Here is a 24,915-nt window from a genome sequence, read left to right as displayed (position 1 = left end):
ATCTTCTAATATTTTCAGCGTTAAAAATAATGGTGATACAGATATTTCATTGCAAAAACTGGCCCTACCGATATAAGCGATAAAAACTTAATTTTCAAAAAACTTATGAAAATAACAAATATATTTTAGTTTATGAAAATTATGAAATAAAATCTTTTTTTGAATTATAATAAATATATTCTTATATCGAAAGGGGAAAAATGATGATAAATTTTTTGCGCAATAATAAAATCGCTACGATTCTTTTAACTATCATCAGAGTCTTTTTAGGAATTGAATGGACAATGGCTGGATTTGAAAAGGTAACTGGCGGTGCATCGATGGCCGTTAAGGGTTTAGTTGCTAATGCTATTAAGAACCCAGTTAAAGGACCTACAGGCAAAGTTCTTTATCCATGGTTCAATAGTATGTTGAGTGCTATCCTGCCTCACTATAAAGGTATGAGTCTTATTGTTTCGTGGGGAGAATTATTAGTTGGTTTAGGATTGATTTTTGGTTGTTTAACAACTGCTGCGGTATTCTTTGGTTTGATGATGAACTTTTCATACTTACTAGCAGGTGCAATCTCCGTCAATCCACAATACATTTTCTTGGAATACTTCATTATTATTGGTGGATTTAATGCTGGTAAAATCGGTTTGGATTATTGGGTTATTCCTTGGATCAGAAAAAACATCTTTAAAAATAAATTACCAGCGTAGAATTTATAATTTAACTGAAAAAGAGATTGGGAAAAATCCAATCTCTTTTTTTTCTTTTTTATGAAAATTGTTGTTTTTGGAAATAAGGAGCAAGTAGGCACTATACTTATTTAAAATAAGGCGTAAAATAACTTATTGGTATAGATATTATAAAATGTGTGCAGATTTCAATAAATATTGTGTCTAATTATTCGCAATTGGACATAAAACAGGTTATAAAAACATAAATTTATTTACTATAATATAAATGTTTTAAAAAAAGTAAGCGCATATCTATTATAATAGAGTAAATTGCATCTACATCTACGGGGGTGGAGTTCTTGGATAGCTTTACTGACTTATTTCTATCAAAATCAGAAATTGAAAAAATTCAATTGTTTAATAAGATAAAATTAATCAGAATGACTACTTTAGCCAGTGCTGATTTAATTGGAACTTATCGTGATCGTAATATCAAAGTTAAGGATATTAACTTGCGTAAGGCCGCTTATCAATTGAATAAGAGTTATGGTAGTGTTTATAATACATTTCTTGGTATTCAGGATGATTTTAAGAAGATCCTGAAAAAAGACAAGTATTCAACTGAAGAAATGTTCAATGTGACTCGTGACGCTTATCATGCTTATTTAACGACTAATTCCGATGGCTATTTATTCTTGGACGCTATCGTTAAGGATAAGGAAAGTTCTTTCAAACATTTCTACGAGACATTAGAAAGTAGCAAGGCAACTGTTCTACGCCATCTAAAGCCTATGAGAGGCTATTTGAAACGTTTTGGTGTCAGAATTGCTTACGAACCTATGCGCTTTGTTGGGGACGAAGAATCGATTCGTCTGGCAATCGCTGCCTTGTATTGGAATGCTACGAGAGGATATGTCTGGCCTTTTGAAGACTTTAAGCAATCAGTTGCTTTTAAAGTCGTTGACATTGCCTTAGATAAATATCGCCTCAAACCAACGAATGATATTACAAAGATGTTTTATGCTTACGTAGTTATGGCGCATTTGTATCGGATCATCGATGGCAATCACGTTCAAAATATGGACGCTTTGAATGTCATCAACTATCCTTTCCCAAACATTTTTGAGAGTGCCGGTCCAATGCTTGAAGGCGACTTCAGCAGTAAAAAAGTCCGTGAGTTGAAACGTGCGATTCAAGAAGATGTTAGTTATGAAGAGCAAATGTTCCAATCAGCTGATTTCTATATCCTCTTAATGTGCGTACCAGCAACTTTTGAAGTATCAGAAGATTATTTACAATCTGTCTCTAAACAATTAGTCAGATATAATCCCTTGTTCGCCAACTTTATTGACGACTTCTTGGAATTGATTCCGATTGACGTCGAACAGACTGTTTCCGATATGGCGATGTCCCATTCGGAATTCTTAAGATATAAATATAATTTGACAACTTGTATCATCGGCGTCTTAGCCTTAGACCGTAATTATATCGAAATTTTGAACTTATATTCTGGCTTCGGCGATGCGATGAGTAAATTGAATGATGAAGACCTACAGAGTAAGATTTATTCAACTGTGCAACATCTGATGCTACGTGACAAGTATCAATCCTTGAATGGCAAGTCAAAACAAATTTCTGAAGCTATTTATGCGATTGCCTATCGTTTCTTCTCACTTTACAACAAGAATATTCAAGTTAAAGTTTATTTAGAATTAGAGTCATTCTTCCTAGTTTATTCAGATCTCTCAGTAACTTTACAATCTTTGCCATATGCTAAGATCGTCAGTGATCCTAAGGAAGCTGATATTGTGGTTACCGCCAACAGTACTACCCCACCGGAAGATTCTATGAAAAAAGACGTCTGCATCTATCGTTGGATGTATAACGGAGTTGATGGCCAAATGGGTGGTTTATTGAACTTGATCTATAAGATTTGGACGGAAGAAAAGGTTACTGAAAATCCTAATCTTTAGTTGAAAATAGTTGCAACTATTTTCAGAATATATTATGATACACATTGTGCGATGAGTCGAGAGCCGTCGAATTTGGACGGCACTTATGAGGTAGGATATCAAGCACTACTCACCGGATTGTGAGGGATATCTTTGAGAAACTGATGTGAACAGGGACTCAATTACTCTTTTGAGTACTACCAACTAAAACCATGGTTGCTTTATGCCATGGTTTTTTTATTGAAAAAAATATAGAAGAGGTGAAAAAGATGCGCGCTCAACGACTTTGGCTGCTGATTTTGAACATTACTTTTAATTTGGTAATGGGATTCATTCTGCCAGTAAATACAATTTTTATTCATAAGAACTTGCATGAGTCTTTGGTGACAGCTGGATTTGCTTTGATGGTCTATTCAGCTTTTATGATGATCGGCAATGCTCTTGGAGGGGTGATGTTTGATCGTTTTTCCAAACGTGGAACGTTATATATCGGTTATGCGATTTCAATCGTCTCGCTATTCGGTATGTCGATCCATCATGTTTGGCCAACGTATGCGATCATGTTATTTATTTTAGGATTCGGTATGGGGTTAGTTTATACTGCGGTTAATGCCTATACAGCCTTTATTGCGGAACAGATGTTAAGCAATAGCCGAGTTATTTTCAATAATATGTATTTGGCGGCCAATATTGGTATTGCGATTGGATCAACAGCTGTAGGTTTTATTTTCAAGTGGAGCATCTTTTTGACTTTCTTTATTCCAATGCTGCTTTTCATAATCAGTGCGATTATTTTGTTATTGAAAGCTAATCTATTAGATCATGTTCAAGAGCATGATGACGAGAGTGAAACAGTTCATAACTACGTTACTAGCGATACAGTCGACCCTAAGATCAAGATTGGAGCCAGTCGTTTTACAGTCAATCTGTTCATTATTTGTGCTTCGATCTTCATTGTTTGGTTAGGATATTCTCAATGGGACAGTAACCTATCAGCCTACATGCTGAATCAAGGTTATACGACCCGTGAATATGGTTTGGTCTTTACGATTAATGCCGGTTCATTATTGATCATTCAACCAGTAATGAATCGTGTCGTTTCAAAGTTCTTCAAATTATTAAAATATCAAATTTTTATAGGAACGATTATTATGGGATTATCATTCCTGTTGTTGCCAGAAGCTAATTCATACTTGTCCTATGTCATCAGTATGTTAGTTCTGACAATTGGGGAATCAATGGTCTTCCCAACTATTCCAGCCTTATTAAGCAAGATGTCGACTAATAAGAATCGCGGAACTTTCCAAAGTTTCTACAGTATTTTTGGCTCATTAGGACGGGCAATCGGTCCTTACGCTGGTAGTTTGATCGTTACAGCATTGTCATTTTCAATGTTGTTCGTGGGAATCACAATTTCGATGATTTTAGTTGCTATAGCAATGCTAGGTGTGAAAGAATTAGGGTAGTAAGTGAGGTAATATCATGATAATTATTTTGTTGGTATTGTTGTTGCTAGCCGTTCTAATTCTGAACGCCTTTTTTTTATACGTTCAAAAACGAGGTTCGAAAGCTTTAGGAACTGAGGCACCTAAAGTGAAATTAGATGCAGGACTGGCAGAGGCAACTGAAAAGTTTGTTCAAAAAAATAAGCAAGAATGGCAAATTCACTCCAGCCAGACTAATAATCGGCTTTTTGGCTGGTTCACCGATAATGGGACGAATGTGACAGTCATTATGGTACATGGTTTTGGCGTCGACCATAATTCCTTGAATGTACACGGGCAGCTGTTCGATAAACTTGGTTGCAATGTGTTGCAAATTGACAATCAAGCGGCTGGTAAAAGTGAAGGAAAATATTTAGGCTGGGGCTACTTGGAAAGTTTGGATGTCTTGGACTGGATCAATGAAACTTTGCAAAGAAGGCCACAAGATAAAATAATCTTATTTGGAGCTTCAATGGGAGGCGCAACAGTTATGTTAACTTCACAGTATGAGCTGCCAAAAAATGTTAAACTGATAATTGAAGATTCTGGATACACGAGTGCCAGCGATATTTTAAGTTATCATTGTCAAAAGCGGTATCATATTAAGGGTAAACTGTTGATCAGTGGGATATCGTTAGTTTCTAAATTACGAGCTGGTTTTTGGTATCGCCAGACCGACTGTAGAAAAGCACTGAATCAAAATCAATTGCCATTATTATTTATGCATGGTAAAAACGATTTTACAGTTCCCTTTGAAATGCAGGCGGAGTTATCCACATGTGGAAAATTCCCTCGAGAGATCTATCAAGGCCTTGGCGTTCATATCAGAAGCTATTACATTGATTCAAAAAAATATCAAATGGCTGTGGAAAACTTTTTAAAAAAGTACCTTTAGGAGAGAAGTATGAAAATTAAAATTGCTGATTTTATTGAAAACATTCAGGAAGGAAAATTCAACCAAACTAGTTTAGAAATTAGTAAGGATGACTTGCTTCAAGAAGATCTCTGGTCGGTTGAGAAGGCCAAAGAACAAATTGAAAAGGATCTAGCCGATAATAAACTTTCTCAAGTTATGATCCATGTGGCTGATGCAGAATTTGAAATAAATTACTATTTAGAAACTGGTGTAATCAATCTGCCTTTTGATGATGCTAAAAAAGTAACACATTTCTTCGATGATGACGCTGAAGTTGAAACTAAGATTTATCTTTCGACAGCTTGCGATTATTTGAACGTCTCTAAATTTCATATCGATTTAATTTCAGAAAAAGCTTTGCAAAAAAATGAAATTAAACAGACAATGGATATAATGAAAAATAACTACGAAACTTCTGTAGAGAATTTTTCTAAAAAAGACGAAGAAGAAAAAGAGGAAAAATAATGAATTCAATGCTACTGCTCATTGTCATGGGTGTTGCAGCTGGAGTTCTAGGAGCAATTTTAGGTATTGGTGGCGGGATGATTATCACGCCGGTGCTAACCATTATGATGGGGTTAGATATTAAGTATGCGATCGGTGCCAGTATCATCTCCGTTATTGCAACTAGTTCTGGTTCAACGATTGCCTATTTGAAGGATGATATGCTGAATCTGCGGGTAGCGATGTTTCTGGAGATTGCCACGACTGTTGGGGCGATTATGGGGGCGTTACTAGTAGGTCTATTTTCAAGTAATTTCTTATATGTATTATTTGGATTTTTCTTACTTTATTCTACATATAACATGATTCGGAAATTGTTCGATAAAAAGGGTGAGGCTGTCTATACACAAATCGGTCCGACAGTCCAAAAGTTCAAATTAGCTAGTACTTATTATGATAAGGCTGAAAATAAACAAATTGACTATTCGATGAAAAATATCCCTGGTGGTTTCATTATGATGTGGGCCGCCGGATTAGCTAGCGGTTTGTTAGGTATCGGTAGTGGAGCCTTTAAGGTCATTGCTATGGACACGATCATGAAGATGCCTTTGAAGCCATCGAGTGCTACGAGTAATTTAATGATGGGTGTTACAGCGGCTGCCAGTGCGACAGTTTACTTTTTCAATGGTTCGATTCGACCAGATATTGCTGCACCATTAGCCATTGGTGTTCTAGCTGGTGCAACGATTGGTGCTCGTTTGATGCAGGTATTAAAGCCTAGAGTTATCAGAATGATTTTCATTCCTATCATCTTGTATATGGGAGTGCAAATGGCTCTGAAGGGATTTGGGGTGAATATTTGATGCAATCACATGAAGAGACACGCAAGGTTGAAGTTATTATCGGTCAAATTTTAAGAATTGGTGTTATTACTTCAGCTATCGTGATTTTGATCGGTATTGGTTTATATTTTATGAATGGATCAGGTTACCCAACTGTTGTTAAGGACGGTCAAACGATAATTGAATTTCCACGTAGATTTTCAGCCATCTTTGCTGGAATAGCGGCAGGAAAGTCATATGCCGTTATCATGTTCGGTGTTTTCTTGTTGATTTTGACACCTGTTTTGCGAGTGATTGTTTCCATTTATGCTTTTTATAAAGAGCATGATACGTTATACGTTGTTATAACTACGGTTGTTTTAGTTATTTTAATGTTTGCAATGTTTTTAGGTTATCGAAGTTAGAAATGGCTGAGAAAATAATATAAATAATTTAAAAAAGCTCTGATTCTTTTAGAATCAGGGCTTTTATAGTGAATCAGATAAGGTCCAATCAATTGTACCTTGGTATGTTCCTGCTGGGGATGGCTTTAGAAGCGATAGGAGAATACCATTGTCAGAAGTCCAAGTTTGAGTGACATCAGTGATTTGTTCTTCATCGCTAGTTTTAGTATTTTGAGCGATCTGCACATTTTTATCAAGCGGAAAAATTGTGTTAGACGAATCCTTAAAAATCATATTACCATTGAGTGTCTCTTTGCTTGACGTATTTATCAGTGATGATCCTTGGGCTTCCAAACGCCAAGAATTTCCAGAACCACGGCTATCGGTTACCTTAACAGCCCAGCCCGGTTTTCTAGAGATGATCTTATTGGCTGTCGAAAAATTAACATCATTAAAAGCGACAGTTGGACTGACGTCTAATGAAACACTACTACCGATTTCAATCACTTTACTTAGTGTATTGGAAACATCACCAGAAGTGTCATTAGCGAAGAAGGATAAGGTATTGATCGATGGATTTTTAAACTGAGTGTGATCTAAGTGAATCTTAAATGAACCAGCTGGATCGTTGTTGTCTAATTTGAATGTTGGTAAAGCTACACCATTTAAAGTGGGATGAACTGTTATATTGGAGTTGATCATAGGATTATTATTTGTGTAGTATAGCTGACCATCAACGTCGACATCTTCACCGGGATTGATTTTTATGTAATTAGGAAAATCACTATCTAGTTTCAACACTCGAGCTTTGATCTTGAAACTTGGTGCTGTGGTGTTGGTGATGAGATTATCACCTTCAAAGATTCCCTGAGCTTGAGGAACGGTTAAGATGGTTGGAGCAGTTTTAGCAGTATTACCGTGTAGTTTGATGACCGCAGTTGGGCTTTTGTCGCTTAACGATTCGGGTAGTAAATATTTAACTAATTTTTGATCAGCGAATGCACTGGCTGGAATTTGATAGGTATTTCCAGTTGTCGGATAATAAACGCTACCACTGGTCAATGAGACGTTTTGAGGAATATCCATCTTAGCATTTATTTTGTCCCAGTCTCTAGTCCAACCGATATAATTTAAATTATAAGTATACGTGATTTCATCATTGGGATCGGCGGTACTAGTGCTAACAATTTCTTTGTTTTGAGTATCATTATGAATAGTAGCACTGGCTTCAGCTGCAACAAATGAAGGCAAAGATTCAAAAACAACTAGGTTATTTTCAAAATATTGACCAGTCGAACCAGTAAAGCCCCAATATAAGCGCTTGGAACCATCTTCGTTATCAAGATTAAATTTTTTTGTATCTACATCAACAATTGATTCTCGTTCATCATCAGGGATAGTCGTCGAACCGTTAGGATCTTTATCGTTGAAATAGTAGGCCATTTTACCGATTGAGCTTGAAGAATCAGTCGGAGGCATCCATTTAACAGTTACATGGTGCCAGCGACTGTCAACTATTTTTAAGTTATCGCCAATATAACCAGTGTGTTTCATTGTAAAGTAATGACGAACTTTGCCGTTTGGACCGTAAGCCGTTTGAAGAACGTAATTAAGGGGATCATTAGGATAGCCTGTGGCTATATGTTGACCACGATTGAAAGTGGCATCAAAAGAAACCCCTTCTCCAGAAAGTTGATCATATTGTGTCAAATTATTGACAAAGGTATCAAATTCCAAAGCCCAACTGTTTTTAATAGCAGTGTCGGCAACAGCTTGAGTCTGAACTTGGTTATAATCCCAATCAGCTCCCCAGACCCCTAAAGACTGTCCATTAACAGGTGTCCCGTCAGCCGAAAGTGCAATTGCATTTTCTCCCAGACGATCATTTTGTAAAACGAAAGCCATTCCATCAGCAGGATAGTCACCGGTATTACCGAAGTAAAGCCACATGGAAGCAACTTGTGGGTGATTGAGATCGAAATAATTTTTTGCAGATAAATTACCCCAAACGGCACCAGTTTGATATGTTCCGTTTGTTAAGGAGATAACACTAGTATCGGGATTGTTTGGATTAGTTGAGTTTACAATAGTTGCATTATTAATATCAGACCCTTTAGAAGAGCTTGGTTTGGATGGGAATTTAGCAACTACGAAATTGTCCGGATCCCAAGCTAGTCCTTTGGGTGTAGTTTGTAAAGCATGATCATAATCTGCGTTGTTGGCTTTGACAGTTAGATAGTTTGCCTGTAAAAGAAAGAATATCGGAAAAACAGCACAAGCGAAGATAAGATGTGGTAGTAGTCTTTGCCAATTAATTTTATTCATAAGAATACCTCTCGAATTGGTATAAACTTTTCTATTATTTTTGTGGTAGTTATTTATATTTTCGGACAAATTGTAACATATGGGATTTCTTTTATTTGAAAAAGCTGCTTATTTTTTGCACAAGTTTCTTTATAAAAAATGAGTAAAAAATCTTTCGGAACAATTTATTTAACTGAACTTATCATTAAATAAATTGTTTCGAAAGATGAAGTAGGGTGGAGCGAATATCTAATTTTGTTTGCATTTTTGGATAACAAAAAAGTTCGATATGAATTTTTTTAAATTCACATCGAACTTTTTCAATTAAAAGATTGTTTTATCAGCTTTTCTTTTGTATTGAATCTACTAAGGTCCAATCAATTACACCTTGGTATGTTCCTGCTAGGGATGGCTTTAGAAGCGATAGAAGAATTCCATTGTCAGAAGTCCAAGTTTGAGTGACGTCAGTGATTTGTTCTTCATCGCTAGTTTTAGTATTTTGAGAGATTTGCACATTCTTGTCGAGCGGAAAAATTTGGTCAAATGAATCCTTAAAAAGCATATTACCATTGAGTGTCTGCGTCTTGTTTGTGATATTGATCAAGGGTGACCCTTTGGCTTCCAAACGCCAAGAATTTCCAGAATTACGGTTATCAGTTACTTTAACGATCCAGCCAGGTTTTCTGGAGATGATCTGATTACCTTTTGAGAATTTAATATCATTAAAAGCAACATTTTTGCTGACATCTAAGGAAACGCTACTACCGATTTCAATCACTTTATTTAGGGGATTAGAGATGTTTCTAGAAGTATCGATAGCGAAGAAAGATAAGGTATTGATCGATGGATTTTTAAACTGACTGTGGTCCAAGTGAATCTTAAACGAACCAGCTGGATCCTTGTCGTCTAATTTGAATGCCGGTAAACTCTTACCATTTAAAGTGGGATGAACCGTTATATTAGAATTAACTATAGTATTGTTATTTGTATAATACAATTGACCATCAACGTCGACATCTTCACCAGGATTGATTTTTTTGTGATTAGGGAAATTACTATCAAGCTTCAATAATCGAGATCTGATCTGGAAACCTGGTGCAGTTGTGTTGGTAATTAAATTATCACCTTCAAAGATTCCTTGAGCTTTGGGAACAGTTAAGAGAGTTGGAGCGGTTTTAGCAGTATTACCGTGTAGTTTAATGACCGCAGTTCGACTTTTGTTGTTTAACGATTCGGGTAGTAAATATTTAACTAATTTTGGATCAGTAAATGCACTAGCTGGAATTTGATAGGTCTTTCCAGTTGTTGGGTAATAAACGCTGCCGCTGGTCAATGAGACATTTTGAGGAATGTCCATTTTAGCATTTATTTTAGTCCATTCTTTAGTCCAACCCTTATAATTCAAATTATAAGTATACGTGATTTCGTCATTGACGTCGGCGGTACTAGTACTAATAATGTCCTTGTTTTGGGTATCATTATGAATAGTAGCACTAGCCTCTGCATCAACGAATGAAGGTAGAGATTCAAAGATAACTAGATTATTTTCAAAAAATTTACCAGTCGAACCAGTAAAGCCCCAATATAAGCGCTTAGGTTCGTCCGGTTTTTGAAAATTAAATTTTTTAATATCTACATCAACGGCTAAGTGTCGTTCATTATTAGGAATATTTGCTGAGCCATTGGGATCTTTATCATTGAAATAGTAGGCTATTTTACCGATTGAACTTGAAGGATCAGTTGGAGGAGTCCATTTGACTGTCACATGATGCCAATGGCTATCAACTATTGTTAAATCGTCACCGATATAACCTGTATGACTCATTGTATAGTAATAACGAACTTGACCGTTGGGACCCTGGGCTATACGAGCAGTATAGTTTTGATAATCGCCAGGATAACCTGTGGCTATGTGTTGACCACGATTGAAATACGCGTCAAAGGAAACACCTTCACCCGAGAGCTTATCGTATTGTGTCAGATCATTGACGAAAGTATCAAACTCTAAGGCCCAACTATTTTGAATAGCAGTTTTGGCAATAACTTTACTATCACCTTGGTTATAATCCCAATCGGCTCCCCAGACTCCTAAGGATTGCCCATTAACAGGTGTCCCGTCAGCCGAAAGTGCGATGGCATTTTCCGAGTCATGTTGTAAAACAAAAGCCATTCCATCGGCAGGATGATCACCAGTATTACCGAAGTAAAGCCACATGGAAGCAACTTGTGGGTGACTGAGGTCAAAGTAATTGTCTTTGCTAAAGTTACTCCAAACAGCACCAGTTTGATAAGTTCCGTTCGTTAGGGAAATAATACTCGTATCTAGGTTATTTGGATTAGTTGACTTGACAATAGACGCATTATTAATGTCAGATCCTTTAGAAGAACTTGGCTTGGATGGGAACTTAGCAATTACGAAATTGTCCGGATCCCATGCTAGTCCTTTGGGTGCGGTCGCTAAAGCATGATCATAATCTGCATTATCGGCCTTAACAATCAGACAATTTGTCTGCAAAAGTAAGAATATCAGTAAAATGGCGCCAACAAAAATAAGTGGTAGACGTGGTAGTAGTCTTTGCCAATTAATTTTATTCATAAGAATACCTCTCAAATTGGTATAATCTTCTCTATTGATTTTGTGGTAGTTATTCATATTTGCAGACAAATTGTAACATATAGGAATTTTTTTGTTCAAATAAAATGATTACTTTTTCTAAAAATATCTTTATAAAAATTGAGCAAAAATTTTTTACAACAATTTATTTCATAACGAAATCAATTAAATTGTGTGAAATAAAATAATTTACAATCGCTTTCAAGAAGCTTAGAATAAGGAAATAATAGCTAATAGGAGGGATATTAATGTCTAAAGTAAATATTGATAGTAGTCAACCAATCCCATTAAATGACCATCTGTGTTTTTCTTTATATGCAACCTCAAGATCAATTCAAAAGTTGTACCATGACGGACTCAAAAAGCATGGTTTGACCTATCCTCAGTATCTCGTTTTAGTAGCGTTATATCAGTATGAAGAAGTAACCGTTAAGCGTTTGGGTGAACTATTGTCACTAGATTCTGGAACGTTGACACCTCTATTAAAACGAATGGAGAACGACGGATTAGTCATTCGCCAACGTAGTAAAGCCGATGAAAGAGTGGTCGATATCCATTTGACTGAAGCGGGAAAGAAAAAACGTGAGTCAGTTAATAAATTACCAGAAATTTTAATCCAAAAGAGTAATTTCACTCAAGAAGAGTGGAGCACGATGGAACAATTATCTAAAAAAATGTTTGAAAATATTAATAGTTAACAGACTAGCAAGCTGTATCATATAGTTTGTCGCAAATAAAAGAGCCTCTGATTCTCATTGGAATCAGAGGCTCTTTGTTTGTACTTGAATATTAGATTAATTTATTTTAGTTTTTTAACTTTATTAAAAAGAGAATCAGAGTCTGGAGTCTTATTGTCACCAGTCCGACCAATGTCGTAATCGGAATCTTTCATAGCTTCAACTTTACCCATCAAGTAGCCATTACCAACTTGTGAGAAGAAGTCATGGTTGCTAGTTCCAGTTGAGATACCGTTCATAACGATAGGGTTAACATCTTCGGCATTGCCATCAGGGAATAGAGGCTCCTGACCCAAGTTCATCAGTGCTTTGTTGGCGTTATAACGAAGGAAGACGAGGACTTCGTCGACCCAACCAACATCTTTGTATAACTCACGTGTATATTTCTCTTCATTATCGTAAAGCGTGTAAAGTAAATCATACATCCAATCTTTTAGTTCAGATTGTTTGTCTTCACTCAATTCGTTGAATCCCAATTGAAATTTATAACCAATATAAGTTCCGTGCACAGATTCATCACGAATAATCAACTTGATGATTTCCGCGACATTGGCCAACTTATTATTACCTAGATAATAAAGCGGAGTGTAGAAACCAGAGTAGAACAAGAAGCTTTCTAGGAAGACACTTGCGACCTTCTTTTGAAGAGGTGCGCCATTTTGGTAAATTTCATTGATGAACTTAGCTTTGTTCTGGAGATATTCGTTATGATCGGTCCAGTCAAAAATCTCTTCGATCTCTTCGGCACTGTTTAAGGTACTGAAAATTGAGGAGTAACTTTTGGCATGGACTGATTCCATGAATTCAATGTTATTGAAAACAGCTGTCTCTGCTTGAGTACGAGTATCTTTGAGCATAGCTTGAATACCGTCTTGCGATTGCAAAGTATCAAGTAATGTTAAGCCACCAAAGACATGACCAACTACGGTCTGTTCAGCGTCGTTTAAAGTACGCCAGTCGTCTAAATCATTTGAAAGAGGGATACGAGTATCGAGCCAAAATTGTGAAGTTAACTTTTCCCAAGTTTCCTTGTCGATCTGGTCTTCCAGTTTATTCCAATTCATTGATTTGTAATATGTATCGACCATTATAAAAATTTCCTCCTAGATTGAGCAGCTTTCACACTCGTTACTGCCGATTTCATCGTTATTTTCTGTAAAGGTTCTGACGTAGTAAAGCGACTTGATTCCCTTGTAGTAAGCATAATTACGTAAAATACTGAGGTCACGAGTTGTTTGCTTAGTATCGTCTGCAGCTTTCCATTCGTATAGTCCGGCTGGAATTTCTGAACGCATAAAGAGTGTCAAACTCATACCTTGATCAATGTGTTCTTGAGCGGAGGCATAAGTGTCGATTACCTTACGCATGTCAGTATCATAAGCTGATTTATAATACTTGATTGTATCATTGCTTAGGAATGGAGCAGGGAAATACAATTTACCATTTTTCTTCTCCTGGCGTTCTTCAACCAAACGAGTGACTGGTTGTAAACTAGCACTGGTATTGTTGATATAAGAAATTGAACCAGTAGGCGCAACTGCCATGCGGTAGGCGTTATAAAGTCCGTCTTGCATAACGGCGTTCTTTAATTCTGCCCAGTCTTTTTCTTCAGGAATGAAGATATTACTAAAGAGTGCTTTGACTGAATCGAGTTTAGGAGCAAAGCTCTGTGCTAGATATTTATCGAAATAAGTACCATCAGCATATTTTGATTTTTCAAAGTTGGCAAATGTTTCATGACGTTCTTTAGCAATTTGGTTGCTTTCGACTAAAGTCCAATAATTCAAGAGCATGAAGTAGACATTGATAAATTCAATCGCTTCAGGTGAGCCGTATTCAAGATGATGGCAAGCTAAAAAGGTATGTAATCCCATAGCGCCTAAGCCGATAGAATGACTCATTTTATTACCGTTAGCAACTGGGGGAACGGCAACGATGTTGGAAGCGTCACTGACAAAAGTCAAGGCACGTGTCATTGAACGGATCGACTTACCAAAGTCAGGACTTTGCATCATATTGAGAATATTAGTTGAACCAAGGTTACAACTGACATCTGTTCCTAATTTAACGTACTCTTGGGCATCGTTTAATTCTGAAGGAACTTGAACTTGTTGAATTTCAGTACACAAGTTACTCATAATGATCTTGCCATCGATTGGGTTATCACGGTTGACGGTATCAATGTTAAGTACGTAAGGATAGCCAGATTCTTGTTGTAACTTACTGATTTCGTCTTCTAATTCACGGGCTTCAATCTTATATTTTTTAATACGATCATCTTTGACCAGATTGTCATATTCTTTCGTAATGTCAATATAGGAGAAAGGAACGCCATAGACTTTTTCAACGGAATAAGGGCTGAATAAATACATGTCTTCGTTGTTACGAACTAATTCGTAATATTTATCTGGCACAATAACGCCTAGTGATAGTGTCTTTACACGGACTTTTTCGTCGGCATTTTCTTTTTTAGCAGATAGAAATTCAATAATATCAGGATGGAAAACATTCAAATAGACCGCACCAGCACCTTGTCGTTGACCGAGCTGATTACTGTAACTGAAACTATCTTCGAGTAGTTTCATAACGGGCAAGACCCCAGAAGATGAGTTGTCAACTCCTTTGATAGGTGAGCCAGATTCACGAAGGTTAGATAGAGTGATACCCACTCCACCACCGATACGGGAAAGTTGTAACGCACTGTTGATTGTACGACCAATACTATTCATATCGTCAGTAACTTGTAGTAAGAAACAAGAGACATATTCGCCACGACGTTTTCGACCAGCGTTTAAGAAAGATGGTGTAGCGGGTTGATAACGTTGGGCAATCATTTCAGTGGCTAAACTTTGAGCTAATTCTTGATCACCATTGGCGTATAAAAGTGCATTGAAAAGAATTCTCATCTCATAATTTTCAAGATAGAAGTTACCATCATTAGTCTTTAGAGCATATTGATTGTAGAACTTGTAAGCTGCCATAAATGATTGAAATTCAAAATGTTGATCCAATAGGTCTTGATATAGTTTTTCAATAAAGTCGATTGAATATTCTGAGATAACTTCTTTTTCAATAAAATCATTCTTGATCAAATAATTAAGATGATCTGAGAAGCTGTCAAATTGCATGGTATTGGGTTTGACGTTCTCTTCAAAAAAAGCTTTGACGGCCTCTTTATCCTTATTCAAAGGAATTTTTCCATCCACGGGGATGTTGATTTCATTGTTCAATTTGAAATAATTGAGCTTAGTTGCATCTAAATTATTTAATCCCAATTTCGTTCACTACTTTCTTAAATTTTTCGACATCTTTTTGAGTACCATTAAATTCAAATTGGAAGACAACTGGCACATTTAGACCAGCGGCAATGTCTTTCGCCGTATGATTGTAAAGTGTATTAAAGTTACGATTGCCACCCCCGGCAACCCCAACACAATTTTTGGCATTATCTTCATATTGAAGAAAGTCGATGACAGGGTCCATCATATCGTCGTCATAAGCTGGCACGATTAGAATAAATGGCCGACCCATCTGATAGAATGGATCGGCATCGTTTATTTCATATCCATCGATTCCAAGCTTATTAACAAAACGCTTTGTTTGACCGGTAATTGAATAATAAGCTATCTCTTTCATTTTATCCCACAAGCTCCTTTAGACTGTCTGGACGAAAGCCCACGATAGGGTCCATATTTGAGTTCATTACAACAGGAACGCTTTGGAAACCTTGTTGTTTGAGAGCATCAAGATATTGTGGTTCTTGATTGATATTTCTTTCTTCAAAAGGCACATTGTGTTCTTTTAAAAATCTTTTAGTCATTTTGCATTGCATGCAGTTATTCTTGCTATATACGATTACGTTGTTCATGTTATTACTTCCTCTCACTTGTTCTTCATCAGTATAATCATTTGATTCTCTAAACACAATATATTGTACCTGATATAACGAACGGCACACGATATAGCGTGGTTATGCTATCATTACAAAAACTCGCCAAACACATGTACCCACACATTTTCTATCGTTTCGCAGTTCATTTTCAAATAATTTTTCGATTCGTGGTAAAATTAGCGTAATGACTATTATAGAGTTATGTAGAATTTAAAACAATTACTTTAGTTGGGAGAAAACTATGAATTCTTGGAATTTTGTAGGGATTATTGCATGGATTATTGTTGTTGCACTGCTGATCTTTGTAGTATTTAATATTAGAAATCGACATTTAAAAATTTTAGTAGTCCAAAAAGGTAAAATAACCTGGGCAACTATTTTAACGGACTTAATAGAGTTTTTAGTCGTTATTTTGGCTGTAAGTGGTTTGTTGTATACAAGCTTGTTTACTAAAGTTGACTTAACGAATGAAAAAGAAGTTGCTGTAACTTATAATTACGATCCGCTAATCGTGCAGACGACTAATGATGGTCAAGGATATTACGTAAAAATAGATAAGAAAGAATCTAATAACGCTACCGATGTTTATCAATATTGGGTAAATGATTCGACATATAATGTTTCGAGTCAAAATGCGGCTATTTCAGATGCGACCTTACCATTCACGGTTTCCGGTCTAAAATTAGATTGGCCAATGAATAAGATCAAGAAGATGGATTCTAAATATCAAGATGCCTATGTAATTACGGTTCAGGCTAAGTATAAGAGTAATTTCATTAATGGCTTAGGATTGAGAGCAGGCCGTTATGCAATGGATTATCGTGTTTTAAGAGTCCCAGCGCGGTCATTTATTAATGTGGTTAAGTAATGATTATTAGAAAGTCATGGAGTCGGAGAATTCGTCGTTGAATTTTCTGGCTTTTTTAATCCTAACAACAAAAAAAAGACAGGACCAATGGCCCTGCCTGAAAAATTATTACTATTTAGCTTTTTTGATTTTTTTGATACTAACAACGATCTTATTGTTTAGTTCCATCTTATTAGAATTATCTTTAGGATCGTTTTTAACAATTTCCATCAAAGCTGAATGTTCGTAGATCTTTTCAACTTTGCCTTGGAAAGGGTAATCCATATCTTCATCAACGGAGCAATCGTAAACTGTACCAACTTTTAAGTCTTCTATTTTCATAGCAAATTCTCCTCGGATTAATTACTTAACAGACTAGTATAATAATATAGTAGAAGAAATATTTCAAATATGGGAGTCCAAGAATGGATAAAAAGATCATCGTCATTACTGGCGCAAGTGGAACCGGAAAAACGACAATTAGTAAATATTTACAAGATACCTATCATATACCGAGTGTCATAACTCACACTACTAGATTACCACGTCTAGGAGAAAAAGACGGAGTCGACTACCATTTTGAGACTAAAGAAAGTTTTTTGAAGAATCATTATCTGGAAAAAGTCGAATATAGTGGTAATTGGTATGGTTCCTCAGAAGAGAGTTTGGAAAAAATGTGGCAGCAATATGATGTTGTCAGTATTGTGGTGGATACCAAAGGAGCTATTTCTTATAAAGAAAGGTATGGAAAAAGGGCAATCGTTATTTTTCTAGAAGTTGATCTAGCGACAGTCACTAAACGATTAGAGGTGCGTGGGGATGATATGCACCGTTTGCAGTCCCGAATTTCGAGCGACGAATTCCAACGAGACTTGCAAATTCCAGCCGAATTGAGAGATAAAAGTTATGAAATTACCAATAATGACTTAAAAACAACACAAGAAAGCGTTAACAAAATACTATATAACGAAAAAATCAATTAATTCTAATTTCACAAAAAGGTCCTAATCACTTCTATGTAAGCGATTAGGACCTTATTTTATTGTGAATAATAAAGTGTAACATTCTTATACAATTGTTGTAACAATTCTGCAATATTCAGAGAGTATTATAGTCATCGTTGAGTGATAAGAAATTAATAATTAAGAAAATTTAAACAATAAAAAAAAACAAACCATTACGGGGGATTTCAATTTTGAATACTAACGTTAAAAAGAGTCTTATTTCATTTACAGCTGCTGCAGCATTGGCAGTTACAGGTTTAGGTCTATCAAATGCTTCTACAACAAAAGCTGCTTCACAAATTTTAGATAATGCACCATCAGTTGTACGTACAAATACAACATCAATGCTTTACACAACACCATCTGCACAAGGCAAGTCTGCTGGACGTGCATTGGCTGCTAACTCATCATGGAGAGTTGGCCAAGCTGTTAAAGATGATCAAGGTAACACATGGTACCAAGTTGCTACAAACGAATGGGTTAACGCCAGCGATGTTACAGATGCAAGTACCGTTACACAAGCAGCTGCTTCAGATACATCATCAGCTGAAAACGTTGTTAACACAGCTAAGAAGTATTTAGGTACACCTTATGTATGGGGTGGTAAGACACCTTCAGGATTTGACTGCTCAGGTTTCACATCATACGTATACCAAGAAGCAACTGGTAAGAGCATCGGTGGTTACACAGTAGCTCAAGAAAGTGCTGGTACACAAGAAGCTGTTTCTCAAGCATCAGCCGGAGATCTATTGTTCTGGGGTAGCAAAGGTTCAACTTACCACGTAGGTATCTACTTAGGTAACAACCAATACATCTCTGCACCACAACCAGGCGAATCAGTTAAGATTTCAACAATCTCAGGTTACTTCATGCCTTCATTCGCTGTTAAAGTTCTATAATTCACATTCAAAATTAAAATCATTCGCAAATACAGAGGACTGTCGAAAGACAGTTCTTTTTTTTGGGCTCTTTGTCAAATCGTATTGATGAATAGTTTTTGTATGAAAGGCATCCTCTCGTAGGATGCCTTTTTTATGCACAAATAAGTCTTATTCTCTTAAGAAAATGGTCAAGATTTTTAAAACCATAACTGATATGTTTGAGCTTTTTTATCTTTCCGATGGTCCCTTCAAGGGGACCATTGGAGTAAGACATTGTACAACTATTTCTCACGTAATTTAAATTCTTACGTAACGTTGAAATAGACGTATCCATAGCGGTGTTGTTCTTTTTATACCCGTAAATAGTTTCTTCGAGTAGTGATATGTCGTGTTCATGTATTGCTTTCTGAACACCTTGATAAACATCATAGGTATTTTTAAAAATCGGTAAGCTATCAATGGCTATATCGATAACGTTTTGTGTTGTAGTATATTCATTGATACCAAAGATATACTTTACTTTCTTGTCGTCTACATCTGCCTCAGGCAGATGGTAGAGACGCCAATTGGATTTAAGAACTTTGTATAGGCGTGAGTGTTTATCATTTATCTTTTTCAGATAATTAATTCTAACCTGATCTAAGGCCCTGCTACACAGCTGAACTATATGAAACCTATCAACTATTATTTGAGCATTAGGAAAGATTCTATGAACGACTGACTGATAATTGGCATTCAGATCAATAGAAACGGTCTTTACTGCTTGTCGTTCCGACAAGCTATAGTTATTTATAAAGTGTTCAGTTACTGTTTTAGACAATCGGTCATGAATAAGTTCAATTAGATGATGCGTTTGCGCATCAATAGCTATAAAAGTGAATATACCGTTAACTGAGCGGAATTCATCAAAGCACAGGTTCTCAGGGAGAACGTTACATCTATTTGGTAATTTAATATTGCCATATAAGATTCTACTTACTGTATTTACTGATACTCCGATAATCTTAGCCATAGATGTTAATGTAAAAGATTCTCTTGCCATAGCGAATATCCTATTTTGAACTTGTTTGGTCATAGTGTGATTTTTGATTAATAGATCGCTGTGGGCACCGCAGGTGCTGCCACAGTTCTTACAAATATAACGCTGTTTATTGAGTACTAAATGATATTCAATACCGTTAAAACTGGCCAATCTGGCATTAGTTTTTCTTTTTCCATTTTTAACTAATGAGTTTAAACCACATTGTGGACATCGATACAGTTTATAAGTTAAATCGGCACTTACGACTTTTATATGTTTTATAACGCCACGATTTTTAATCATAGCGTCTTTAACTGAAACATTACTCATGTTATTGTCTTTTATATCAAGTGCACATAGTATAGAATTGTCTTGGGACATTATTGTTTTCTCCATGTTTGATTAGGTTTCGTCGCTTAAATCTTAACATGAGAACAGTGATGTTCTTTTTTTATTTTCTAGAGACAAAAAAAACTGGCATTGATTATTCATCAATACCAGAAAGTATAGAACCTTTTTTTGTGGCTAGATGGAGGGAAGGGGATTGGTTCACTGCCGTCATCCGCTCCAGTTCTGGGGGATATGGAACGTGGTGGGTCGACTTGGAGCCAAGAAAACCGCTTGTCTTCAAGCTCGACCTTTTACTAAATTGGCAAAAACCGCCAATTAAGTAAAATTTCACCACTGATATCCCCCAGAACTTCCGCTCCTGACTAGGTCTACTGCATATTTTATTTTTTAGTGATATATATAGAAATCCTACATTCTTGATTGTGCTTGGTAGGAGTGGAAGCTGAAAACCTAGGTACTTAAAGGCAAAAGATAAAGGACAAGACAAAAAATGTATTGAATTGACTTATGTTTATATCAATTCAATACATTATTTAATTTCAATTGAAATCATCAGTTCTTTTTGCTTTTAGGATTTTAAGTTCTTGACCTTAATCTTTAGCCTTTGAACTTGCCTTAGCTCTTGAACCTGTTCACTTGAGGGATATCCAAATATGTTTTAACATTCTAGGCTGTAGTGAGAGCTCTGAGGGGTCTCAGCCATGAAATTGTTCTTAGTGGGCGAAGCACACTTAGAACAAGGCTCGACTTTGAAACAATTGTGCACTTCAATTGGTTCAAAGCGATGCCCATGGCGTTCCAGACCCCTCAGAGCCGAACGAAAGCCGGCAGTGAACTCACACCACAACTAAAAAAGTCAAAAATTCTTCACATATTGTTATAAATTAATTCGTATTTTAAAGCTATTATTTAACCATAGTCAAAAGCAAAGAGGTGACAGGATGACGAGATAGATCTCTTAATATGATGAGATAACCCTTTTAACAATGATTATTGAAAACAATGAATAGTAATAAACCCTTTAAAACATATATACAATAAAAAATTAATCCCCTTAAAAAATATAACTTAAACTTTGAATATCTCCCCCCTAAAGATACGAAGTTAAATTAAAGATAACTATTCCCCGTAGTTTATCTAAAAAGAAAGAAGTTGATATTTATCCTACTTTTAAATATCATGGCAGCCTGCTTATTAGCAGGCTTTTTTTATCGAGTTTTTGTGTCAACTTTTGTAAAATATTAAACGTACAAAAATTTGCTTCTGAAAGGTCAATAATGGAGAAATTAATTGCTTCAGCTTTAGATACGTCGAAGATTACAGTCGCTAGTCCGTCAGAACAAACGAGACAACTTTGTTTAGAATTGAATATTCCTACAATTCCTCTGGAGCAAGTTAAGAAGTTTGACTTGGCCTTTGATGGTTGTGATAGCTTAGATCATCAATTGAATGTATTGAAGAGTAACGGCGGGATTCACACTACTGAGCGTCTTTATGCTAATTTAGCTCAGAGATATATCATTATGGCCCCAATTAGTCGCTATACTGAAAAATTAAACTCAGATATTCCTTTAACTTTAGAAGTCCTTGAGTTAGCTATTCCTCAGATTTTAAGCAGTGTCAAAAATTTGGGTGGAACAGCAAGTGTGCGTCAATCTCAAGATATGGCTGGAATGGTGCGGACGCAAAATGGCAATGGCTTGATTGATTGTTATTTCTCTGATTGGGAAAAAATCACCTCGATCAATGAACGATTACTGGGTATGACGGGGGTAGTGGGTACGTCGTATTTCAAAGATGTTGTAACTGATGCTCTTTTAGCTGATGGTGAGACAATCAAACATTTAACAAAATAAAAAAATGGAGCTAAATTGTTACTGATTTGATTCAGTAACCGTTTAGTTCCATTTTTAATTTGGATCTTGATCGTGTTGTTGATGCCATTGCCGAATCGCTGCTAAGCGCTGTTTGAAAAACTTTTCTTTTCCTTGGTCAGTAGGTAAGTAGTACTGACTCTGGCTGAGTTCTTCGGGGATGGTTTTCATATTGGTCAATTTATCTTTATAATCATGAGCCAATTGATAATCTTTACCATAGCCGAGATTTTTCATCAATTTGGTTGGCGCATTGCGAATTTGTAAAGGTACGGGTAAGTTACCATACTTTTTGATGTCTTTTTCAGCCCGTAAGGTAGCTTTATAAACGGCATTAGATTTGGGAGCTACGGATAGGTAGATGACAGTTTCAACTAAGTGAACGTTACATTCAGGCATTCCCAAAAATTGGCAAGCTTGGAAGGTATTGATGGCGACATTGAGAGCGTTAGTATCAGCTAAACCGATATCTTCACTGGCAAAACGGACTAATCTTCGGGCAATGTAGAGTGGATCTTCACCGCCATCAAGCATCCGCATCGTCCAATAGATAGCTGAGTCTGTATCGCTGTTACGCATGGATTTATGAAGGGCAGAAATAATATTGTAGTGCTCTTCGCCAGTCTTATCGTATCTGAGTGACTTAGTGTTGAGTAATTGTCTAACGTCGTCTCCTGAAACTTGCACAGTATTTTGTACCGTTTTAGAGTTGATCACGGCCATTTCTAAAGTGTTCAAAGCTATCCGCGCATCACCGTTAGCATAAGCAGCAATCAACTCTAAGGTATCGGAGTCGATATTTACAGTTAGTTTGGGAAAAGCCTTAGGATTCTTTAAAGTGTTTTGTAGAAGTTGCGTGAGATCTTTAGTGGTCAAGGACTTGAGAACAAAGACCTTACATCTGGATAATAAAGCGGCATTGATCTCAAAGGAAGGATTCTCAGTGGTGGCGCCAATTAGCGTGATACTACCTTTTTCAATGAAAGGAAGAAAAGCATCTTGTTGAGCTTTGTTGAACCGATGGATCTCGTCGATAAAGACAATCGTTTTTTGCCCCATTTCTCGATTCATTTCCGCTTCTTTCATGACTTTCTTGATGTCATTGATACCGCTAGTAACGGCACTAAAAGTTATAAAATTGGCTTGAGTTTTGTTGGCAATTATTTCCGCTAAAGTAGTTTTACCAACCCCAGGAGGTCCCCAAAAAATAAGTGAAGGGATTTTATCCTGGTCAATGATATCACGAAGGACCTTTTTATCACCAATCAGATGTTGTTGACCGACAAAATCCTCTAGTGTCGTCGGACGGACCCGATTGGCTAGAGGAGTATTGTCGTCATTATTTTGATTTGAAAAAAGAGATTCTTGTTGCATATTTAACCTTCTTTAACTTTAACAGCTTGTTGAATCTTCTTTTCATTATAACCTAAGAGGATTAAGAACATAATTACGTACAAGCCTAGTGGAATTAACGCGTAATTTAAGTTGATGGCGGAAATAGTAGTGGCAGTCTGCGACTTGTCGGCTACATAACCTGACATTTGTAAGGATTCGGCAGTGACCAAACCTCCGAGTCCCAGACCTAAATTAACTCCAAAGTCATCAGTTGAAGCCAAAATACCTTCAGCTTGAATACCCATTGCGGTACCATAACGGATCGTATCTGCAATCATGATCGAAACTAGACCGATGATGAAGCCACCACCGATACAGTTGATAAAGATTCCTGTGAAGAGAATTGGCAAATTTTTAGTATAAGTGGCTATAGTGATAATTATTTGTCCGACAAAAGCCATGACGATCCCTAGTAGCATCGTATTCTTTTTACCTAATTTAGCAGAAACAAAGTAAATAGCAACGACTCCAATCAAAGCAGTTAGAGTAAAGCTATTTGCTAATGAAACTAGGTTTTCATTATGAATGATGTACTTGAAATAGTAAATCGTGGTTTGATTCTTGATGGCGGTCGTTAACCAATACAAGAAAATAACAATGGAAATAACGATCCAAGGTTTATTTTGACGTAACATTTTGCCAACTTCAGAAAATGGTTGGTGATTGATTTCTTTATTCGTATAACGTTCACGTACGTGGAAGAATGTATTCAAAATTAGAATTAATGAAATTATTCCAAAGAGAATAATTGTTCCTAAGAAACCTTTCTGTTGATCGCCTTTGCCAAAGAAGTTCACTAAAGGAATAGTGAAGACGGCAACGATAATTTGTACTGAACTACCAAAGAATTGACGAATCACACCAAGAAGAGTTGTTTCTTGCTCATTGTTAGTCATAGTTGGCAGAATCGAAGTGATTGGCAGGTTTACAGACGTATAGAAGAAGCCTAGGCCAAGATAGGTTACATAGGCCCAGATTAATTTCCCAGAATGTGGTAGGAAGTTAGGGGTGACAAAAGTTAAGACAGCGAAGATAACGTAAGGAAATGAATACCATAGAAAGAACGGACTACTTTTGCCCCATTTAGAATGGGTATTATCGATCATCATACCAATAATGAAGCTTTCAAAAACATCAGCAGTTCTAGCCACGACGAATAGAATTGCTACTTCACTGGCACTTAATCCGTAAACATCTGTATAAAAGAATAGAAGATAGGTAGTCATCATTTGGAAAACTAAATTATCCGCTGCATCGCTTAGTCCGTAACTGATTCGCTCAGTTAGAGAGGTTTTCCATCTATCCATTAAAA

Annotated in this window: 22 protein-coding genes; 12 read left to right on the top strand and 10 right to left on the bottom strand. The window is 36.4% G+C overall.

All coding sequences use genetic code 11. The features are described 5' to 3' along the window. The first annotated feature begins 215 nt into the window (after positions 1-215). The 7 genes from ACG72T_RS06820 to ACG72T_RS06790 all read left to right on the top strand — a co-directional run bounded on the left by ACG72T_RS06820 (position 216) and on the right by ACG72T_RS06790 (position 6,704). Positions 216-701, top strand: a complete 486-nt coding sequence (locus ACG72T_RS06820; RefSeq protein ID WP_395265428.1) for a Crp/Fnr family transcriptional regulator — start codon at positions 216-218, stop codon at positions 699-701. A 320-nt stretch (positions 702-1,021) separates the two neighbouring features. Beyond that, positions 1,022-2,635: a helix-turn-helix domain-containing protein gene (locus tag ACG72T_RS06815; RefSeq protein ID WP_395265427.1), complete on the top strand. Its 1,614-nt coding sequence runs from the start codon at positions 1,022-1,024 to the stop codon at positions 2,633-2,635. Between the two features lie 248 nt (positions 2,636-2,883). Continuing rightward, positions 2,884-4,080: an MFS transporter gene (locus ACG72T_RS06810; protein ID WP_395265426.1), complete on the top strand. Its 1,197-nt coding sequence runs from the start codon at positions 2,884-2,886 to the stop codon at positions 4,078-4,080. Positions 4,081-4,096: 16 nt separating this feature from the next. Further along, positions 4,097-4,993, top strand: a complete 897-nt coding sequence (locus ACG72T_RS06805) for an alpha/beta hydrolase (protein ID WP_395265424.1) — start codon at positions 4,097-4,099, stop codon at positions 4,991-4,993. 9 nt (positions 4,994-5,002) lie between these two features. Then, positions 5,003-5,479 (top strand): hypothetical protein, encoded by a 477-nt coding sequence (locus tag ACG72T_RS06800; RefSeq protein WP_395265423.1) that lies wholly within the window; start codon positions 5,003-5,005, stop codon positions 5,477-5,479. Next, complete coding sequence (locus ACG72T_RS06795; RefSeq protein WP_395265434.1) at positions 5,476-6,321, top strand: sulfite exporter TauE/SafE family protein; 846 nt, start codon at positions 5,476-5,478, stop codon at positions 6,319-6,321. The genes ACG72T_RS06800 and ACG72T_RS06795 overlap by 4 nt, the downstream gene beginning before the upstream one ends. Continuing rightward, positions 6,321-6,704, top strand: a complete 384-nt coding sequence (locus ACG72T_RS06790; protein ID WP_395265422.1) for a DUF1634 domain-containing protein — start codon at positions 6,321-6,323, stop codon at positions 6,702-6,704. Before ACG72T_RS06795 ends, ACG72T_RS06790 begins: the two co-directional genes overlap by 1 nt. Positions 6,705-6,767: 63 nt before the next feature. On the opposite strand, the gene ACG72T_RS06785 is transcribed toward ACG72T_RS06790, so the two are convergent. Then, the gene (locus ACG72T_RS06785) at positions 6,768-9,008 is read right to left on the bottom strand and encodes a hypothetical protein (RefSeq protein WP_395265421.1); all 2,241 of its coding nucleotides are present in this window, start codon (positions 9,006-9,008) and stop codon (positions 6,768-6,770) included. Positions 9,009-9,327: 319 nt separating this feature from the next. Continuing rightward, the gene (locus tag ACG72T_RS06780) at positions 9,328-11,583 is read right to left on the bottom strand and encodes a hypothetical protein (RefSeq protein ID WP_395265420.1); all 2,256 of its coding nucleotides are present in this window, start codon (positions 11,581-11,583) and stop codon (positions 9,328-9,330) included. A gap of 266 nt (positions 11,584-11,849) precedes the next feature. On the opposite strand from ACG72T_RS06780, the gene ACG72T_RS06775 reads away from it, so the two are divergent. Further along, positions 11,850-12,299, top strand: a complete 450-nt coding sequence (locus tag ACG72T_RS06775) for a MarR family winged helix-turn-helix transcriptional regulator (protein WP_395265419.1) — start codon at positions 11,850-11,852, stop codon at positions 12,297-12,299. Between the two features lie 101 nt (positions 12,300-12,400). Here the strand turns inward: ACG72T_RS06775 and nrdF are convergent, their stop codons facing one another. Genes nrdF through nrdH form a run of 4 tightly spaced genes read right to left on the bottom strand, consistent with a single transcriptional unit; the run spans position 12,401 to position 16,206 of the window. Beyond that, a complete protein-coding gene (nrdF, locus tag ACG72T_RS06770) occupies positions 12,401-13,426 on the bottom strand; it encodes a class 1b ribonucleoside-diphosphate reductase subunit beta (protein ID WP_395265418.1) in 1,026 nt (341 codons plus the stop codon). Between the two features lie 15 nt (positions 13,427-13,441). Beyond that, a complete protein-coding gene (gene nrdE, locus ACG72T_RS06765) occupies positions 13,442-15,613 on the bottom strand; it encodes a class 1b ribonucleoside-diphosphate reductase subunit alpha (RefSeq protein ID WP_395265417.1) in 2,172 nt (723 codons plus the stop codon). After that, a complete protein-coding gene (gene nrdI / locus ACG72T_RS06760; protein WP_395265416.1) occupies positions 15,600-15,974 on the bottom strand; it encodes a class Ib ribonucleoside-diphosphate reductase assembly flavoprotein NrdI in 375 nt (124 codons plus the stop codon). The genes nrdE and nrdI overlap by 14 nt, the downstream gene beginning before the upstream one ends. Before the next feature lies 1 nt (position 15,975). Continuing rightward, positions 15,976-16,206: a glutaredoxin-like protein NrdH gene (nrdH, locus tag ACG72T_RS06755; protein WP_395265414.1), complete on the bottom strand. Its 231-nt coding sequence runs from the start codon at positions 16,204-16,206 to the stop codon at positions 15,976-15,978. A 265-nt stretch (positions 16,207-16,471) separates the two neighbouring features. Between nrdH and ACG72T_RS06750 the strand changes: the two genes are divergently transcribed. After that, positions 16,472-17,098, top strand: a complete 627-nt coding sequence (locus ACG72T_RS06750; RefSeq protein ID WP_395265412.1) for an LVIS_2131 family protein — start codon at positions 16,472-16,474, stop codon at positions 17,096-17,098. 111 nt (positions 17,099-17,209) lie between these two features. On the opposite strand, the gene ACG72T_RS06745 is transcribed toward ACG72T_RS06750, so the two are convergent. Further along, entirely contained in the window at positions 17,210-17,419 is a 210-nt protein-coding gene (locus ACG72T_RS06745) for a DUF2187 domain-containing protein (RefSeq protein ID WP_102195489.1), read from the bottom strand. 83 nt (positions 17,420-17,502) lie between these two features. Here ACG72T_RS06745 and ACG72T_RS06740 point away from each other — a divergent pair, with 83 nt between their 5' ends. Both ACG72T_RS06740 and ACG72T_RS06735 read left to right on the top strand, forming a co-directional pair. Continuing rightward, a complete protein-coding gene (locus ACG72T_RS06740) occupies positions 17,503-18,060 on the top strand; it encodes a guanylate kinase (RefSeq protein WP_395265410.1) in 558 nt (185 codons plus the stop codon). A 212-nt stretch (positions 18,061-18,272) separates the two neighbouring features. Continuing rightward, positions 18,273-18,980, top strand: a complete 708-nt coding sequence (locus tag ACG72T_RS06735) for a C40 family peptidase (RefSeq protein WP_395265409.1) — start codon at positions 18,273-18,275, stop codon at positions 18,978-18,980. 133 nt (positions 18,981-19,113) lie between these two features. Here ACG72T_RS06735 and ACG72T_RS06730 read toward each other — a convergent pair whose 3' ends face one another. Then, on the bottom strand, positions 19,114-20,364 hold the full coding sequence (locus ACG72T_RS06730) for an ISL3 family transposase (protein WP_395265408.1): 1,251 nt from the start codon (positions 20,362-20,364) through the stop codon (positions 19,114-19,116). Positions 20,365-21,611: 1,247 nt separating this feature from the next. Here ACG72T_RS06730 and ACG72T_RS06725 point away from each other — a divergent pair. Continuing rightward, on the top strand, positions 21,612-22,190 hold the full coding sequence (locus ACG72T_RS06725; protein ID WP_395265407.1) for a ribose-5-phosphate isomerase A: 579 nt from the start codon (positions 21,612-21,614) through the stop codon (positions 22,188-22,190). Between the two features lie 54 nt (positions 22,191-22,244). Here ACG72T_RS06725 and ACG72T_RS06720 read toward each other — a convergent pair whose 3' ends face one another. Continuing rightward, a complete protein-coding gene (locus tag ACG72T_RS06720) occupies positions 22,245-23,582 on the bottom strand; it encodes a replication-associated recombination protein A (protein ID WP_395265406.1) in 1,338 nt (445 codons plus the stop codon). A gap of 2 nt (positions 23,583-23,584) precedes the next feature. Beyond that, complete coding sequence (locus ACG72T_RS06715; protein ID WP_395265405.1) at positions 23,585-24,910, bottom strand: MFS transporter; 1,326 nt, start codon at positions 24,908-24,910, stop codon at positions 23,585-23,587. Positions 24,911-24,915: the final 5 nt, after the last annotated feature.

This window comes from Companilactobacillus sp. FL22-1, assembly GCF_043951805.1.
Classification (GTDB): Bacteria; Bacillota; Bacilli; order Lactobacillales; family Lactobacillaceae; genus Companilactobacillus.
Note: the sequence above shows the minus strand (reverse complement) of the source record. Positions and strands in the feature narration are given on the sequence as shown.

Bases quoted from the DNA above. Each gene is read 5' to 3' on its own strand.
- ACG72T_RS06720 (WP_395265406.1), bottom strand. From the start codon at position 23,582: ATGCAACAAGAATCTCTTTTTTCAAATCAAAATAATGACGACAATACT.
- ACG72T_RS06730 (WP_395265408.1), bottom strand. From the start codon at position 20,364: ATGTCCCAAGACAATTCTATACTATGTGCACTTGATATAAAAGACAAT.
- nrdF (WP_395265418.1), bottom strand. From the start codon at position 13,426: ATGGTCGATACATATTACAAATCAATGAATTGGAATAAACTGGAAGAC.
- ACG72T_RS06740 (WP_395265410.1), top strand. From the start codon at position 17,503: ATGGATAAAAAGATCATCGTCATTACTGGCGCAAGTGGAACCGGAAAA.
- nrdH (WP_395265414.1), bottom strand. From the start codon at position 16,206: ATGAACAACGTAATCGTATATAGCAAGAATAACTGCATGCAATGCAAA.
- ACG72T_RS06800 (WP_395265423.1), top strand. From the start codon at position 5,003: ATGAAAATTAAAATTGCTGATTTTATTGAAAACATTCAGGAAGGAAAA.
- ACG72T_RS06715 (WP_395265405.1), bottom strand. From the start codon at position 24,910: ATGGATAGATGGAAAACCTCTCTAACTGAGCGAATCAGTTACGGACTA.
- ACG72T_RS06780 (WP_395265420.1), bottom strand. From the start codon at position 11,583: ATGAATAAAATTAATTGGCAAAGACTACTACCACGTCTACCACTTATT.
- ACG72T_RS06750 (WP_395265412.1), top strand. From the start codon at position 16,472: ATGAATTCTTGGAATTTTGTAGGGATTATTGCATGGATTATTGTTGTT.
- ACG72T_RS06745 (WP_102195489.1), bottom strand. From the start codon at position 17,419: ATGAAAATAGAAGACTTAAAAGTTGGTACAGTTTACGATTGCTCCGTT.
- ACG72T_RS06785 (WP_395265421.1), bottom strand. From the start codon at position 9,008: ATGAATAAAATTAATTGGCAAAGACTACTACCACATCTTATCTTCGCT.
- ACG72T_RS06790 (WP_395265422.1), top strand. From the start codon at position 6,321: ATGCAATCACATGAAGAGACACGCAAGGTTGAAGTTATTATCGGTCAA.
- ACG72T_RS06805 (WP_395265424.1), top strand. From the start codon at position 4,097: ATGATAATTATTTTGTTGGTATTGTTGTTGCTAGCCGTTCTAATTCTG.
- ACG72T_RS06725 (WP_395265407.1), top strand. From the start codon at position 21,612: ATGGAGAAATTAATTGCTTCAGCTTTAGATACGTCGAAGATTACAGTC.
- nrdI (WP_395265416.1), bottom strand. From the start codon at position 15,974: ATGAAAGAGATAGCTTATTATTCAATTACCGGTCAAACAAAGCGTTTT.
- ACG72T_RS06810 (WP_395265426.1), top strand. From the start codon at position 2,884: ATGCGCGCTCAACGACTTTGGCTGCTGATTTTGAACATTACTTTTAAT.
- ACG72T_RS06775 (WP_395265419.1), top strand. From the start codon at position 11,850: ATGTCTAAAGTAAATATTGATAGTAGTCAACCAATCCCATTAAATGAC.